Origin of the sequence: Terribacillus saccharophilus (genome assembly GCF_002272075.1) — a bacterium.
Classification (GTDB): Bacteria; Bacillota; Bacilli; order Bacillales; family Amphibacillaceae; genus Terribacillus; species Terribacillus saccharophilus_A.
The window spans coordinates 110488-125986 of the sequence record NZ_NPBJ01000029.1; the positions used below are offsets into that span (position 1 = coordinate 110488).

General features: G+C 44.2%; 21 protein-coding genes and 1 riboswitch. Of the genes, 18 read left to right on the forward strand and 3 right to left on the reverse strand.

Translation table 11 applies throughout. The annotated features are described in order from the left end of the window. Positions 1-43 precede the first annotated feature (43 nt). The 5 genes from CHH48_RS15380 to CHH48_RS15400 are packed head-to-tail and all read left to right on the forward strand — an operon-like array spanning position 44 to position 3204. A complete protein-coding gene (locus tag CHH48_RS15380; RefSeq protein WP_095220042.1) occupies positions 44-970 on the forward strand; it encodes an ABC transporter ATP-binding protein in 927 nt (308 codons plus the stop codon). Further along, positions 963-1886, forward strand: coding sequence for an ABC transporter permease (locus CHH48_RS15385; RefSeq protein WP_095220043.1), 924 nt, complete (start codon positions 963-965; stop codon positions 1884-1886). The genes CHH48_RS15380 and CHH48_RS15385 overlap by 8 nt, the downstream gene beginning before the upstream one ends. Positions 1887-1906: 20 nt before the next feature. Further along, a complete protein-coding gene (locus tag CHH48_RS15390; protein WP_095220044.1) occupies positions 1907-2329 on the forward strand; it encodes a DUF4064 domain-containing protein in 423 nt (140 codons plus the stop codon). 26 nt (positions 2330-2355) lie between these two features. Then, positions 2356-2766, forward strand: a complete 411-nt coding sequence (locus CHH48_RS15395; protein ID WP_095220045.1) for a DUF4064 domain-containing protein — start codon at positions 2356-2358, stop codon at positions 2764-2766. Positions 2767-2790: 24 nt separating this feature from the next. Continuing rightward, a complete protein-coding gene (locus CHH48_RS15400) occupies positions 2791-3204 on the forward strand; it encodes a DUF4064 domain-containing protein (protein WP_095220046.1) in 414 nt (137 codons plus the stop codon). A 48-nt stretch (positions 3205-3252) separates the two neighbouring features. Here the strand turns inward: CHH48_RS15400 and CHH48_RS15405 are convergent, their stop codons facing one another. Together CHH48_RS15405 and crcB are read right to left on the reverse strand one after the other, a co-directional pair. Continuing rightward, the gene (locus CHH48_RS15405; protein ID WP_095220047.1) at positions 3253-3597 is read right to left on the reverse strand and encodes a fluoride efflux transporter FluC; all 345 of its coding nucleotides are present in this window, start codon (positions 3595-3597) and stop codon (positions 3253-3255) included. Next, complete coding sequence (gene crcB, locus CHH48_RS15410; RefSeq protein WP_217903028.1) at positions 3594-3986, reverse strand: fluoride efflux transporter CrcB; 393 nt, start codon at positions 3984-3986, stop codon at positions 3594-3596. Before crcB ends, CHH48_RS15405 begins: the two co-directional genes overlap by 4 nt. Positions 3987-4083: 97 nt before the next feature. Here crcB and CHH48_RS15415 point away from each other — a divergent pair, with 97 nt between their 5' ends. The 10 genes from CHH48_RS15415 to thiM all read left to right on the forward strand — a co-directional run bounded on the left by CHH48_RS15415 (position 4084) and on the right by thiM (position 12353). After that, the gene (locus CHH48_RS15415) at positions 4084-4287 is read left to right on the forward strand and encodes a hypothetical protein (protein WP_095220048.1); all 204 of its coding nucleotides are present in this window, start codon (positions 4084-4086) and stop codon (positions 4285-4287) included. A 78-nt stretch (positions 4288-4365) separates the two neighbouring features. Then, positions 4366-4830 carry a flavodoxin gene (locus tag CHH48_RS15420; protein WP_095220134.1) on the forward strand — a complete coding sequence of 155 codons (465 nt, stop codon included), beginning with the start codon at positions 4366-4368 and terminating at the stop codon, positions 4828-4830. 120 nt (positions 4831-4950) lie between these two features. After that, positions 4951-5364, forward strand: a complete 414-nt coding sequence (locus CHH48_RS15425; protein ID WP_095220049.1) for a secondary thiamine-phosphate synthase enzyme YjbQ — start codon at positions 4951-4953, stop codon at positions 5362-5364. Continuing rightward, a complete protein-coding gene (locus CHH48_RS15430; RefSeq protein ID WP_245840399.1) occupies positions 5364-6395 on the forward strand; it encodes an EAL domain-containing protein in 1032 nt (343 codons plus the stop codon). Before CHH48_RS15425 ends, CHH48_RS15430 begins: the two co-directional genes overlap by 1 nt. 200 nt (positions 6396-6595) lie before the next feature. Further along, positions 6596-8308, forward strand: coding sequence for a methyl-accepting chemotaxis protein (locus tag CHH48_RS15435; protein ID WP_095220050.1), 1713 nt, complete (start codon positions 6596-6598; stop codon positions 8306-8308). Between the two features lie 190 nt (positions 8309-8498). Next, on the forward strand, positions 8499-8744 hold the full coding sequence (locus CHH48_RS15440; RefSeq protein ID WP_038557971.1) for a transcriptional regulator SplA domain-containing protein: 246 nt from the start codon (positions 8499-8501) through the stop codon (positions 8742-8744). Next, positions 8737-9765 (forward strand): spore photoproduct lyase, encoded by a 1029-nt coding sequence (gene splB, locus CHH48_RS15445; protein WP_095220051.1) that lies wholly within the window; start codon positions 8737-8739, stop codon positions 9763-9765. Before CHH48_RS15440 ends, splB begins: the two co-directional genes overlap by 8 nt. A gap of 60 nt (positions 9766-9825) precedes the next feature. Further along, positions 9826-9926, forward strand: a riboswitch (TPP riboswitch). A 115-nt stretch (positions 9927-10041) separates the two neighbouring features. Beyond that, on the forward strand, positions 10042-10740 hold the full coding sequence (tenA, locus tag CHH48_RS15450) for a thiaminase II (RefSeq protein ID WP_095220052.1): 699 nt from the start codon (positions 10042-10044) through the stop codon (positions 10738-10740). Next, on the forward strand, positions 10733-11569 hold the full coding sequence (gene thiD / locus CHH48_RS15455; RefSeq protein WP_095220053.1) for a bifunctional hydroxymethylpyrimidine kinase/phosphomethylpyrimidine kinase: 837 nt from the start codon (positions 10733-10735) through the stop codon (positions 11567-11569). The genes tenA and thiD overlap by 8 nt, the downstream gene beginning before the upstream one ends. Further along, positions 11553-12353: a hydroxyethylthiazole kinase gene (thiM, locus tag CHH48_RS15460; protein ID WP_141230082.1), complete on the forward strand. Its 801-nt coding sequence runs from the start codon at positions 11553-11555 to the stop codon at positions 12351-12353. The genes thiD and thiM overlap by 17 nt, the downstream gene beginning before the upstream one ends. A gap of 40 nt (positions 12354-12393) precedes the next feature. Here the strand turns inward: thiM and CHH48_RS15465 are convergent, their stop codons facing one another. After that, positions 12394-12708: a YckD family protein gene (locus tag CHH48_RS15465; RefSeq protein ID WP_245840403.1), complete on the reverse strand. Its 315-nt coding sequence runs from the start codon at positions 12706-12708 to the stop codon at positions 12394-12396. A 184-nt stretch (positions 12709-12892) separates the two neighbouring features. Between CHH48_RS15465 and thiE the strand changes: the two genes are divergently transcribed. The 3 genes from thiE (at position 12893) to CHH48_RS15480 (ending at position 15278) form a co-directional block, all read left to right on the forward strand. After that, positions 12893-13531, forward strand: a complete 639-nt coding sequence (gene thiE / locus CHH48_RS15470; protein ID WP_095220055.1) for a thiamine phosphate synthase — start codon at positions 12893-12895, stop codon at positions 13529-13531. A 115-nt stretch (positions 13532-13646) separates the two neighbouring features. Then, positions 13647-14201, forward strand: a complete 555-nt coding sequence (locus CHH48_RS15475) for a copper resistance CopC family protein (protein WP_095220056.1) — start codon at positions 13647-13649, stop codon at positions 14199-14201. 6 nt (positions 14202-14207) lie between these two features. After that, positions 14208-15278 (forward strand): copper resistance D family protein, encoded by a 1071-nt coding sequence (locus CHH48_RS15480; RefSeq protein WP_095220057.1) that lies wholly within the window; start codon positions 14208-14210, stop codon positions 15276-15278. Positions 15279-15499 lie beyond the last annotated feature (221 nt).

Sequence of the window (15499 nt, forward strand, 5' to 3'; positions counted from 1 at the left end):
TTATGGAAGTTGACAAAAATGTTACAGGGAAAGGGTGAACGAGATGACAGAACCGGCTATGCAGCTGATCGGGCTGAAGAAGCAGATTGGCTCTAAACTGATTGTGAAGGGGTTGGACTTCGACATTCAGCCGGGTGAGGTATTCGGATTCCTCGGACCAAACGGTGCAGGTAAAACAACGACAATCCGAATGATGGTAGGCTTGATTCGTATTTCAGAAGGCGACGTGCGGATACAAGGAAAAAGCATCAAGACAGACTATAAAGAGGCAATCCGACATGTTGGAGCAATTGTTGAGAACCCGGAATTATATGGGTTCATGTCTGGGTACAAGAACCTGCTTGTATTTTCAAGGATGATTCCTGGGATATCAAAGGAACGCATTGATGAAGTGGTGGAGCTCGTAGGGTTGGAGCAGCGCATACATCAGAAAGTGAAGCGGTATTCCTTAGGTATGCGACAGCGGCTAGGTATTGCACAGGCATTATTACATAATCCTTCTATCTTGATATTAGATGAGCCTACAAATGGATTGGACCCGTCAGGTATACGGGAGATCCGTCAGTATATCCGCAGGTTAGCAGAACAAGAGAATGTGGCAGTCATTGTCTCCAGTCATTTGCTTTCGGAAATGGAGCTGATGTGTGACCGGATCGGTATCTTAAAGAATGGTGAACTTATATCCATCCAGCAAATTCAAAATACCGAAGAAGAAACACCAGCTGAAGTCGTGCAAATCGATTGTCCAGCGGAACATCACGAAAAAGCACAGCGGCTTTTACAGGAAGAATTCGGGATTATAGCAATGGCGAGCGGGGAGAAACTCACATTCCCGATAACACGGGCAGAAATCCCATCCATCATTAAAGCACTGGCTGTCGCCGATATCGAGCTGTATGGTATTGCAGTGGAACGGAAGACACTAGAGGATAAATTCTTACATGTGATTGGAGAGAATGTCATTGAGTAATTTTTTCCAGCTTGTGCGCAACGAGCAAACCAAGCTGTATAGCCAGCTGGCAACATGGATCATGCTTGGCATTCTTATAGTGGTGGTACTTGGATTTGCTATTTTGATGCGGACAGCAGATGGGTTTGTATCAGATTATGATGATGCGACGTGGAAGCAGCAATTACAAGAGGAGAACGAATCACTTGCGGAATTCGACCCGGCTGATTCGAATATATTGATCAATAACTATCGGATTGAGAATGACTTAAAGCCTGAAGGGATGACAGCTTGGGAATTCCTTTACCAAGGTAATTATATGACAAGTGTGCTCAGCTTGCTGACAATCATAGTTGCTGGCGGAATAATAGCAAATGAGTACCGTTGGGGAACGATCAAGCTATTATTGATTCGGCCAGCAACCAGGACGAAAATATTTTTTGCGAAGTATGCAAGTGTACTTTTATTTGCTTTAACTGCATTAATTGTACTATTCATCTTTTCTTGGCTATTCGGGATGCTGTTCTTCGGTCTTGGAGGCGATGGTTCCATGCTGCAAGTAAAGGATGGGGAAGTCGTCGAGATATCTGTATGGACGCGAATTGCGCAGGACTATGGGCTGCAGCTAGTCAAGTTGGTCGTATGGGCAACGTTCGCTTTCATGATATCTGCTGCGCTTCGTAATGGTGCCTTAGCAATCGGAACGGCTATTTTCCTTATGTTCGCCGGCACCACCGTCATCCCGTTTATTTACGATAAGCCGTTTGCGAAGTATGTTCTATTTTCAAATTTGGATTTGACTCAATTCACAACGGGTATGAAATTAATTGATGATTTGACGCTTACATTCGCGGTAGTGACCATAATTGTGTATTATATTATCTTTTTGGTCGTAGGATGGGTATTGTTCGTAAAACGCGATGTAGCGGGTCATTAAAATAAGAGAGGGGAATTTAAATGGTAAAAAGAACGGCAGAAAAAGTGTTGGCAATTATTGGAGCGGTTTTGTTTCTTATCTTTGCGGTTTGGTCAGGTATAGGTCTTGGAGGAGCTGATGAAGCAACTACTAATGAACTCGTAAACCAAGGTTTAACGCAAGAGGATGCTTCTATGTTTACTGATCTCGTGACAGGAATGTCTATCTGGTTCATTATCCTATTCGTGATTTGTGCAATTCTTGGATTTGTTTCTCTTGCTATGCTGAAACCAAATAAAAAAGCAACAGGAGCAGGCATTCTTCTAATCATTACAGCAGTGCTTGGTACGCTTTTGTCTGTCTTTCTAGGTATAGTCGGGGGCATCCTTTACTTGATCGCAGGTATCATGGCGATTGTGCGAAAGCCTGTTGAGCAATATAATGATAGAGGAGAAACGTATTAAGAAGTAACGCAGGAAGGAGGTTTGACATGTTGAAAAGAACAGCAGAGAAGGTACTTGCCATCATTGGTGCAATTGTCTTCCTCATTACTGCGGTGACGACAACAATTCGGGTTGCTACATACGATCCAGAGGCTGCTCGCGAACAGATTCTAGAAAACGGAGTAGATCAGACGATTGATACTAGTATGATTGCCGATATCGCAGGTTCCATCGGAATCTTTGTCATTATCGTGAGTGTCATTAGTGCCATCTTAGGAATTGTGGCAGCAGTTAAGCTGAAGACGGATCGTAAGCAGACTGGCCTTGGTATCATGCTTATAATCGTAGCATTAGTAGGTTCTATCGGTACTTTCCTATCGGGCTTTATCGGCGGCATGGTTTATATTATTGCGGGCGTCATGGTGCTGGCAAGAAGACCAGCCGATGAGATCAGATAATAAGAGAGAAAGAGGGAAAAAAGATTGATCAAGCGTACTGCGGAATTAGTTTTAGGAATTATAGGGGTAGTATTTAATGTCTTGGGTGCTATTCTTGTTGGATTGTTCATGATTGCAGCGGGTGATTCCATCAATGAAGAGATAAAGAATGATCCGACCATCAGTGCTGAAGATGCAGCATTAGCAAGCAATTTTGTCGATGGTTTAGGTTGGTTCTTTGTCATCGTTTGTGTGATCGGAGCCATCCTTGGTGTGGTAGGTATCTTGCTTTTGCGTCGTAACAGCAGTGCCATAGCTTCCGGCGTGATCTTCATCGTTGCTGCGGTTTTGATAACTTTCTTGACGTTTTTCGTTGCTATTATTCCAGCGGTTCTCTATCTGGTTGCGGGTATCTTGGCAATAGTCCGCAAGCCCATTGATACAAATAAAATACAATAGAGAGTTACTGAATCTAAAAAAGGGGTACTGCCATTGGCAGTACTCCTTTTAAATGGATATTGCTAGGAAAGATAGCAGTATGCCGCTGACATAGCTGCATAGTAAGTAACCGATAGCCATGGCAATTTTCTTTCTGCTGCCCAGTTGAACAATCTCCAAGAAAAAAGTAGAGTAGGTCGTAAATGAGCCAAGAAATCCGACAGCGAGGAAGTTATGCCAACCTGTTCCCCAATCTGCTTGGAATACGAGTCCAATTAGAAAAGAACCAGTGATGTTAATCAGGAAGGTTGCGAGCGGGAAGTCGTTGCTCCAGAATGTCTCTACTCTTCTGCTTATTTCGTAACGAGAAATTGCTCCAAGCCATCCGCCCACAAGCACAAAAATAAGACTCATATAGATTGCTCCTTTTGGACTGGATTCTGCGAAAGTCGAAGACCGAAGAGAAGCGCACCTAAACCGCCTGCTGTACTGCTAGCGAGATAAATCAATCCGATATATGTCATACCATCTTGGACAAGAAGGGCTGTTTCCAGACTTACAGTAGAAAAAGTTGTAAAAGCTCCGATCATTCCTGTAGTCAGTGCTTTAGCTAGAGCGGGTTTGTCTGCAAAGTAGCGCCTTTTCACAAAGTTACTCAGGTACCCCATAGCGAAACAGCCAATAATATTGATGCAAAGCGTCCCCAAAGGAAAATTGCCGATCTGAGGCACCAATGCTCCAACAAGATAACGGAGAAGCGCACCAATACTGCCACCGCAGCCAATTGCGAAATACATTTTCATACACAAACCTTCTTTTTCTGCATATAATGCTGTATGCCTGTATTATACCCCATTATCTGTGATACGCTATTAGGATGGAGTTAGAAGGAAAGGTAGTATGATTATGATGAAAAACGCGGCGATACTGAGTGAGGAATATTTCTTATCCTACTTTCGCCTGCTCATGAACACGCGCGGCTGTACTGAAGAACAAGCGTATCAGCTCACAGTCGAGCAGATTTTCGAAGGAGATATCAATCTCTTTGGCGAGGATACTAAAAAGAATTTCAAACTTGCTTATCAAGCAATAAAAGGAAACTGAGGCTTCCTGAAATGCTCCATTTGACATTGAGAATGGTTATCAATTAAAATGGGAGCAGATGAAGGGAAGTGAATGAAGGTGGCAAGTGTACTGATAGCATTCACCAGTATGTCAGGTAATACGGAAGAAATGGCTGACATTATGGAAAAGACTTTGGAAGAAAAAGGAGTCGAGGTAACAAAGCTCCAAATTGATATAGATCAGTTAGATGTTTTTACGATGACCGATTATGATGGTATCTTAATGGGCACCTATACATGGGGAGATGGAGATATCCCTTACGAAATCGAGGATTTCTATGATGAGCTGGATGACATCGAACTGGATGGCAAGCCGGTTGCCCTTTTCGGATCCTGTGATTCTATCTATGCAAGCTATGGTGCTGCAATTGATACATTCCAGGAAAAATTCAAAGAGCGCGGAGCGGAGATCGTTCTTGAGACTCTGAAAGTTGACTTATCACCAGAAGACGAGGATATCCGTAACTGTCAGGAATTCGCTGCTTCATTTGCCTCTGAAGTAGAGAAAGAGCGCAGTTTATAAAAAGCAGTCTGCTTCAAGCAGACTGCTTTTTATATTTCTTGAAATTTTTTAAATTTAAAAGGGGTTATGTAGAATAATGTCGAATAAATTCGGGTATAGAGACGGACAGGAGGTAGGACTATGGGCATATTCCAGGTAGTAACAAAGAACCGCGATGAGATGGTTGAGATTACTGACTCTGTTCAGCGCTATATTCAGTCAATTGGCATTCAAGAGGGGATAGCGGTTATTTCCTCCTTGCATACAACAGCGGGTATCACAGTAAATGAGAATGCTGATCCCGATGTAAAGCAGGATTTCCTCCGCAGACTCAAAGAGGTATATCCTTGGGAACACGAACAGGATTTGCATGCGGAGGGTAATACGGCAGCTCATTTGAAAACAAGTACAGTCGGACATGCTCAGACTGTGATTATCTCAGATGGCAAGCTCGTATTAGGAACGTGGCAAGGTATTTATTTTTGTGAGTTCGATGGGCCCAGATCAAGGAAATACGCAGTTCAAGTACTTTTGTCTGGAAGGGATGGTGCGTGATGGAACAGCTGTCTGTATGTGCAATGTGCGGGACAGTTCTTGATATACCGGAAAAGGGTGAATTGCTGATGCGGTCACCAGAATCATACAGAAATTTATCTCTAGGTAATCCGCTCAAACAGGAAGATACATATACGATTTACCAATATTTCAGCGTACAGCAGCTAGAGCAGATGCTCTTGTCTATAAGAAGTCAAAGTATATCAGGTGTAAGGTGTACCGTCGCAAAGAAAGTGACAAATAGTTACCCAATGGTATCTGTTGAAGAATTGCTCCAACGTGTTCAATTCCCACAATTCACAGAAATTGTCCAAAAGGGAGCATTTCAATCTTTTCTCCAGCCAATCATCACCATGGAAGATGAGAAAATCTTCGGATTCGAGCATTTGCTGCGGGCAGATAAACAGGAAGTCTCGCCCGCTGCTCTATTTAATTTTGCAGCAGAAGCAGGCCTCACTAGTATGCTCGACCAGCGTGCAAGAAAGACTGCAGTCAGGAAAAGGGCGCAGGAAGCTATACCTGCTGGAGTGAAGAGCTTCATCAACTTTCTGCCATCAACCATCTATAATCCAGACTTCTGCCTAAGACAGACATTCCTTACAGTCGATGAATATGGAGTAGATCCGAAAGACCTTGTATTTGAGGTAGTTGAAACTGAAAAATTGGATGACGTTTCCCGCTTGCAGCGCATCTTTAAACGGTATAAGCAAGAAGGCATGATGGTTGCCCTGGATGATGTAGGAGCAGGCTATTCCACGCTTGAACTGCTTAAAGAATTAGAACCCGATTTCGTCAAGATTGACAGAGCATACATATCTTACTGCGACAGTGATACACAGAAACAAGAATTCCTGTATAAAGTAATTGAGGTTGCCAGCCTTCTTGGCACGAAGGTGCTAGCAGAAGGGATTGAAAGGCAGGAGGAGCTTTCATTCTGCAAGCAGATTGGAATGGATTTGGCCCAAGGCTACTTTATCGGGAAACCGAGTTCTGAAGCTGCCTCAGGAGATACCCTATTTCCTTCGAGGTAATATATTTTCCACACAAAACCCATTAAAGATTGGAATGCATCCAATAGATAATGGGTTTTTAACTTTATATACAAATAGAACTAAATATTTTTCATTTTCTTAAAAATACCTTCAAGTTCTGGAAAGCATGCCGATATATTGAAAGTCATTATACAGTGTGGAAGTGGCTGTGTAATAGCTATCATCAGGGAGATGCTGGAATGAAATTATTGAAGAATGTGAAAATCAGGACAAAGATGCTTATTTTGATCCTGGTTGGAGCTATCGCGCTAGGAACCGTTGGAGCAGCTGGTATATTTTATACACGAGAAATGGCGAAGGATGCAGAATTGATGTACAAAGAGAAACTGCTTCCGAATTTATCATTAAGCCAAATTCGCGTCAATAATAGGGCGAACGATGCGTATGTATTAGAAATGATGCTCACTTCTGATGGAGCGAGGAATGACGAGCTGAATAAAATGCTCAATGAATCCATGATAGAAGTTGAGGATGAGTTGAAAAAACTGGAAAACGGCGGTATGTCAGCAGAAGATAAAAAAATCTTTGACTCATATATGCAAGAACGCAGTAAACTGAACGACATTAGGAACCGTGTTCTGAAGTTTGCATTGCTGAATGAAAATGATGAAGCCTACGATCTCTTTGTTGAAGAGCAGATACCGCAGCGTACCACTGTGAATGATACACTGCAAGAACTGCAAGCGCAGAATACAAAGGAAGCAGAACAAACATACAATGAGGCGAACGATGACGTAAGACAGGCCACAATCATATTATCAAGCGTTATAGGTGTCGCTTTAATACTATTAATTGCGATTGGCATCCTTATATCAAAGCTTATCGTCTCTCCAGTGAAAGAACTGCGAAACTTATTGGGCAAAGCTGCAGATGGAGACTTCAGCTCTGATGGTTCGTATCGATCTAAGGATGAGATGGGAGCACTAACAGCTTCTTATAATGCTATGGCAGATGGCATGCGATCTATTATTCGAGTTGTGAATGATACGTCACAGCAAGTGGCTGCATCTGCAGAGGAATTGAGTGCTAGTGCAGAACAAAGCAGTTCGTCATCTGAACATGTAGCAAGAACGATACAGGAGCTGGCAGAGGGTTCTGTTCAGCAGCTCGAGCTAGTTACGACAGCAACAGGAACAATGGGCAATATGGGGCAGCACACGAACCAGCTGGCTTCGAACGTTCAAAATGTTGAAGGAGCGGTACAAAAGACATCCGAGCTTTCTGTCCAGGGAGGACATGCAATTAAGGATGTAAACGAACAGATGAATACAATTACATCTCATGTGCAAGAGCTTTCTGCTTCGATTGACAGCCTGAACAAGCGGTCTAGGGAAATCAGTGACATTACAAGCGTTATCACGGATATTTCTGCACAGACAAATCTTCTTGCACTGAATGCTACTATCGAGGCTGCTCAGGCTGGGGAACATGGTAAAGGGTTTGCAGTAGTTGCCGATGAGGTACGTAAATTAGCTGAAGAAACAAAGGGAGCGGCAGGTCAAATTGCTGACTTGGTAGGCTTTATCCAACAGGATACGACGAAAACCATTGATTTAATGGAGCATGCAACGAATGAAGTACAGGCTGGTACACGAGTTGTAGATCAAGCTGGCGGTTCTTTCCATCAGATTGAAACTGCAGTAGCTGGTTTGGTTGATGAATTCCGTGAGGTGAGAGTTGCGCTGGAAGGTATGATTAAAGGCACGGATTCAGTCAATATGTCACTTGGTGATGTGAACGAGGTAGCAGAAGAAGGAGCAGCTTCAACGGAAAGTGTGTCAGCTGCGACAGAGCAGCAGCTCGCAGCCATGCAGGAAATAGCTGCATCATCCAGTTCACTTGCATTTATGGCAGAGGAGCTCCAAACCGCAATTGCTCGCTTCAGGGTGTAAGTTAATTGACTAGCAGATAGTAACCGATAAAGGATAAGATTAATAACAGAAAAACGTATATCATCCATTTCACATTTGAACCCTCCTCTAAGAAGTAGACGTATACTTCCTGGAAAAGGGTTCATTTTTTTACATTGTTTTCATCCAAGCTGTGCATACTAGTCGCAGTATGTACAAAGGAGGCAATGAAATGGATGCTTTTCAAGCAGGAGAAATCGTCTATGTAATTATCCGCAATCCCCATGCACAGGGAGTAGCCAATATACAGGAAGCGGCGGTCGTCCATAACCCGGAAAAGCCAGGTGAACTGGCCTTGTTTGTGTATGAAACCTATTATCCGCTCAATGATGAGGTGGCGGTTTATCAGGATCTCGGAGAGGCGGAAGAAGCATATGTGTCCGCTTTTGGCTTAGCCGATGGTGGTTATTATGGTTAAGCCGTTTGTGCCGCAGCTTGTGTATATAGAGCCTCGAGCATTGGAATACCCGCTTGGAGTGAAGCTGAAGAACAAGTTCCAGGACATGGGAGTAGAAATACGTGAAACAACTTCCCACAACCAGGTACGTAATCTACCGGGCGATAATGATTTCCAGAAGTACCGTACCGCCAAATCAACGTTAGTTGTAGGTGTGCGTAAAACTCTGAAATTCGATACATCCAAACCTTCAGCAGAATATGCTATTCCATTTGCGACAGGCTGCATGGGGCATTGTCATTATTGTTACCTGCAAACGACGATGGGATCCAAACCTTATATCCGCACGTATGTAAATACAGATGAAATATTTGATGCAGCTGAGCAGTACATGCAGGAAAGAGCGCCAGAAGAAACACGGTTTGAGGCTTCCTGTACATCAGATATCGTTGGTATCGATCATCTGACGCACACGTTGAAACATGCGATTGAATATTTCGGCCGCTCCAAGCACGGACAACTGCGCTTTGTAACGAAATTCGCTCATGTGGATCATTTGTTGGACGCAGACCATCAGGGACGGACGCGATTCCGCTTCAGCATTAATGATGATTATGTGATCAAGTACTTCGAGCCAGGCACCTCCAGATTGAAAGATCGCATCGAAGCTGCGGTGAAGGTAGCCGAGGCCGGGTATCCACTTGGATTCATCGTCGCTCCGATTTATCTGCATGACGGCTGGCAGACGGGCTATCCGGAAATGCTCGAACATCTTGAAGCAGCTTTGCCTGAACATGCCAAAAAGAACTTAACCTTCGAATTGATTCAGCATCGATTCACGAAGCCAGCAAAGCGCGTTATCGAGAAAAATTATCCGATGTCGAAGCTTGAGCTGGATGAAAGCAAACGGAAATATAAATGGGGGCGCTATGGTATCGGAAAATACGTCTACCAGAATGAAGAGCAAGAAGAAATTAAGGATGTAATAGGAAGCACAATCTATAAAATGTTCCCGCAATCCAGAATTGAATATTTCACGTGATTCATTGGTTGACAATCACATCTGTGCATGTGATAGTTAAGGGGACAATTGAATTTTGAGGAAGTCCACTAGGGGTGCCATTTGGCTGAGATAAGAGTAATCTTTATCCCTTTGAACCTGATCTGGTTAACACCAGCGTAGGGAAGTGGAGCCGGATTCGTGTATTTTCTGAACACTTGACTATACGAGTCGCTCCATACTTCTGGAGCGGCTTTTTTATATGGCCGGCGCCAATCACCCTTTCCGACGGGGCTTTCTCCAATAGGAGGAGAAAACATGTTTTCTGCACAATTGAGAGAAGAAGCAAACCCGATTTTCGAAGCGATCTATGCACATCCTTTCGTAGAAGGAGTTGCGAATGGCTATGTGCCGCGTGAGGCATTGATCCATTATGTGAAAGCTGACTATGAGTATTTGACCGCATTTGCCCGTATCTACGGCTTGGCAGTCAGCAAATGCGAAACGCGTGAAGAGATGGAGTTTTATCAGTCCCAAATTCATTTTGTCCTGCATAGCGAGATTCATCCGCATAATGTCTTTTGCAAGGTGGCGGGCGTGCGATACGAGGACTTGCAGCGCATGACACCACCGCCTGCTGCTGACCATTATATTTCACATATGATGAACAGTGCTGTACAAGGAGACATCGGCGAGCTGATGGCAGCGCTTCTGCCTTGTCCATGGACGTATCAAGCGCTGGCAGCTCATATTATCGAAACGAAGGCACCCGACGAATCCAATCCGTTCTTGGAGTGGATTCAGTTTTATAGCAGCAGGGAAGATGGTATGCCGGATGTGACAGCAGAGCTTAGCAAGCGACTGGATAAGTGGGCAGAGACAGCGGGATCTGCTGCAAAAGAACGTGCGCGGAAAGCTTTTCTTAAAAGCTGTATGCTGGAGCATAGTTTCTGGGAGATGGCCGCTACTCAGCAGGACTGGATGATCCCATTGAAAGGGGCGTCCGTTCATGCCTGATATCAAGAGCGCTTTGACAATAGCCGGAACTGATCCGTCAGGAGGAGCAGGAATTCAGGCGGATCTGAAGACTTTTCAGGAGCGTGACGTATACGGAATGAGTGTGGTCACCTCCCTCGTTGCCCAAAACACGCTAGGAGTGCAGGCAGTTCATCATGTTCCAGTCGAATTTCTTGAACAACAGCTGGAATCAATCTTCTCAGATATCACCCCTGCTGCGGTAAAAACAGGAATGATTGCATCAGAAGAGATGATGCGCTGCATCGCTGCTGTTTTGAGTAAAACAAAAGCTGTATATGTGATGGATCCTGTTATGTATGCTAAAAGTGGGCATGCACTTATGGGAGAGGATTCACGAGATGCACTGAAGACGCATCTTGTTCCGCTAGCAGCACTTATTACACCGAATATTCCGGAAGCGGAAGAACTTACGGGAATTCATATCGTAGATGAAAATAGCATGAAAGCAGCAGCAAAAATAATCGTCCGGGAGTATGGGGCCAAAGCTGTCTTGATGAAAGGCGGTCATATGGAAGGAACATCTGCAGCAGATTGGCTCTACGATGGAAGCAGCTTCACGGCCTACACTGCCGAACGTATTCAGACAAAGCATACTCATGGTACTGGATGCACTTATTCGGCAGCTATAACCGCAGAACTGGCTAAAGGAAGATCTCTGCAAGAAGCAGTCAGGATCGGTAAGGATTTTGTAACAGATGCGATTTCGTATTCGCTTCAGCTCGGAAAAGGAAATGGTCCGACAAATCACTGGGGATACCGCCTGCAAGGTGTGCCAGTTCAGGAGGAACAGCATGATGAAGTATACTGATGTGATAAAGCTAGTTCGGGAAGCAAACCCTTTGATTCACTGCATTACGAATAAGGTTGTGATTAATTTTACAGCGAATGGTTTGATTGCACTTGGTGCTTCCCCGGTGATGGCGTCAGCTAAGGAAGAAGCAGCGCAGATGGTTCAGCATGCACAGGCCCTCCTATTGAATATCGGCACACTTTCCGCAGCAGATGTAGAAGCGATGATTTTAGCCGGTAAGGAAGCGAATAGACTCGGGATACCAGTGATTTTCGATCCTGTCGGAGTGGGCGCCACAGCGTATCGGACAGAAACGGCCCGCCGCATTTTGGCGGAGGTGGATGTAACGGTCATTCGCGGAAACGCAGGTGAAATCTCTGTTCTTGGCGGTACATCAGTCAAAGTGAAAGGTGTAGATGGATCCGAGGATGGTATTTCACCAAGAGTTGTTCAGCAGCTGGCCAGAGAATTGAATACGATTGTGATTGCAACAGGGAAAATAGATATCCTTTCGGATGGGAACCATACGTATAGTATTGCTAATGGACATGAGATACTCAGTAACATAACAGGGTCTGGCTGCTTGCTTGGTGCCGTTGTGGCAGCATGTGCGGGAGCGGCAGACAATGTACTGGAAGCATGCATCGGTGCCCTTTGTTTCTATGGTATTGCAGCAGAGGAAGCAGCTAAGACAGCAAAAGCTCCAGGAAGCTTTCAGATCGCTTTTCTGGATCAGCTTTATTTGTTAGGAGATCAAGCAATTGATTCGGAAAAAGTGGAACAATTCGAATTAGAAGTATAAAGAAACAATCAGCAGAAGTATGTCTGCTGATTGTAGGATGTCACTTTTCTGGATGAGGGTGAGGGCCATGCCGATGTGGCTTTGGGATGAAACCATCTTGCTCTAATTGTTTAAACCTTTGATCCAAATGCTTTTCGATTTGGTCTGCCTTCTCTTCAGAAAAGACACCGTATTCTACGTACTTTTCAATAATTTGCTTTTCCTGCTCTAATACCTGCTTCTGCAAAGCTGCTATTTCTTGCTTCTGCTCATCTGTCAGCACATCGGCAACAGCTTTGTCTGCAGCAAAACCGGCAGCTGGATTGGAAACGATCAATCCGACACATAGAGCGATTACTACGGCCCCAGCTTTCATCCATTTCAACTTTATCATCTCCTTGTTCAAAGCTTGGGCTTACTTTACGCAGTTTTGGGATTGCTATCCATCTTCCACACTTTTTCCTAAATTAGGAGAATAAGAATTTCGACCTGAGGAATGAGAACATGTTCAACACAAAATGGGGATGTGGAATGTCTTAAATGGAAAAGGAGTAATAAACATGAAAGAAGAATTGGAGCTTTATTTCATAATGGGCAGTCAAAACTGCCAGGACAAGGATCCGGAGGAAATACTGGAACAGGCGCTTGAAGCTGGTATTACCATGTTCCAGCTTCGTGAAAAAGGTGAAGGAGCTGCAACTGGACAGGAAAAAAGACAACTGGCTGAACGGCTGCAGGCAAGGTGTCGAGCGCATAGCATCCCTTTCATCGTTAATGATGATGTAGATCTTGCGATTGCGATTGGGGCAGATGGTGTGCATATCGGACAGACAGACGAAGCGATGCAGCAAGTAAAAAAACGCTGTCCAGAGCATTTTATTATTGGGGTGAGTGCTCAAGACACCGAGGAAGCTAAAAAAGCAATCCAGGACGGAGCCCACTACATCGGTGTCGGGCCAATTGCAGCTACTCGGACGAAGATTGATGCCAAATTCCCGATCGGTCTGACAGGACTACGCGAGATTCGGAAGCAAGTCGGTGACTTCCCGATGGTTGCAATCGGAGGTATCAATCAGAAAAATGCCGAGGCTGTCCGGCAAGCAGGAGCAGATGGTATCTCGTTCATTTCCGTCCTAACCAAAGCGACGGATATCCAGAAAGCAGTAAATGAACTGAAGATGGAAAAGGTGCACACGTGAGTGCATCTTTTTTTTGGTGGAATCAAAATGTAAGGATTTGGTCACAATTCGTTCTATACGCTATCTCTATTCTCTTATACGATGAAAGGGACATTTAAAAATTGGAGTGGTAAATATGAAGAAGCCAATGTTGGTCTTGCTGGCATTGTTCTTATATATGCTGCCGCAGGCTGTGTCCGCCCATGCAGTACTGACGGCATCGAATCCAGGACAAGGTGATACGGTCACAGAGAGCATGGATGCTTTCACTCTCACATTCAATTCGGATGTGGAGGATGCAGTAGAGACGAAAGTGACAGTAGATGGACAAGCACTCGCCACTGACTCTGCAGCTGTTGATGGAACGACTGTTACTGTTCCATTAGCTCAGGAAATGATTGATGGGGATTATGAATTAAGCTATAAAGTAATTTCAGCAGATGGACACGAAGTCGGTAACACAGTCTCCTTTACAGCAGAAGGTCTGACCTCCGAGGAAAGCGATAGCGAACAGGGATCGGCAGTCAAAAGTGAACAAAATAAACAAGTGAATGAACAGGATCAAAAAGCAGCAGAAGAATCACATGAAGAAGAGGAAGGTTCCGATACAGGTTTCATAGTGACGGGATTGGTAATCATCGCTTTACTTTGTGCCGCTGTTTTGTTCTTCACTTATCGTAAAAAGGATTAACTCGCCGTGATTCTCGTTCCATTGTTGGAATTGCTGTCGTATATCGCTTTTTCTTTTCTCGCCGGTCATCTTGTTTTCAGTTTTGTACGCAAGGAAGAAGCAGCAATCCGGACACCGCGAAGTGACGTATTAGCTGCTGCAGCTTCTGCTGCACTTGTCACGAGCGGTCCTGTTATTAATCTCGTTTCTATAATTGGCGCACAGAATGGATATGGGCAGGCACTAGGCCAAGTATTATTCCAATTTACAGCTGGAAGAGTCTGGGTCGGTATCTTTCTCCTGGCTATCTGTGTTTGGTTGTTGCTTTATTTCAACAAATTTCCGCTTCTCACGCTAATTTTATTCCTAGGTATGCTATTTCTTAGTGCGTATGGCAGCCATTCAGCAGTGGAAGGTGGGTTGATCGGTGCTTTTGCCCATTTCGTCCATTTAGGTGCTGCTGTTTTCTGGGTTGGTGTACTGATTCAAGTATGTTTCTATACTTCAGAACAATTCAGTTGGGAAAGTTTCCTAAAATGGTTTACACCATTCGCTATAGTGCTTGTCATGTTAGTCATAGCTAGTGGCATAATGGTCATGCTGTTTGCTATGGATATTCGAAACTATGGAAATGCTTTGATGCTGACGTATGGTCAAATGTTGTTCGTGAAGCATATCGTGTTCATACCTGTACTTGTATTTGCTGTCATTAACGGCTTTTTGGCAAGAAAAGCTCATCGTGAACCTGCGTTTCGTCCGCTTAACTGGATCCGGGCCGAAGCGATCCTGCTAGCGATTATATTTATTTGCACTGCGATACTCGGCACTTCTGCTACACCAGCTGATATTCCAGCGACCTTAAGCAATGAGGGATCTGCCTTGATTTTCGGCAGCATCTTTCCTAGTGTGACAGCTGAAAGTGTCGCAACCTGGCACTGGGGAGTGCTTGGGGTAGTTTGCTTTATCGGATTTGGCTTGTTTTTGGCAAGTATCGTTTATCTTTTCAAAAAAAGAGCTGCAGCAAGCTTCGCATTGGCGGCCGCATTCGTTGCTTCGGCACTTTTGTACACTGCCATAATGACTAGTTTACAATTTTAATAGATTCACAGAACGGCATTATTCCACCTTTAATCACAGAAAGTTTCTATTAGGCAAACATTCTGCTGGAAAAAGGAAATAGAAATTGGAATGATGTCTTTTTTTGTGTATTGCTGTCGTCTGTTTTCCCAATACATTTCCAGGATAGTCTATGCTAGATTTACTGTAATAGTTTCTGAGAGTCTAGAAGGGCAGAGAGTCGGACTCCACTTCAGTGACTA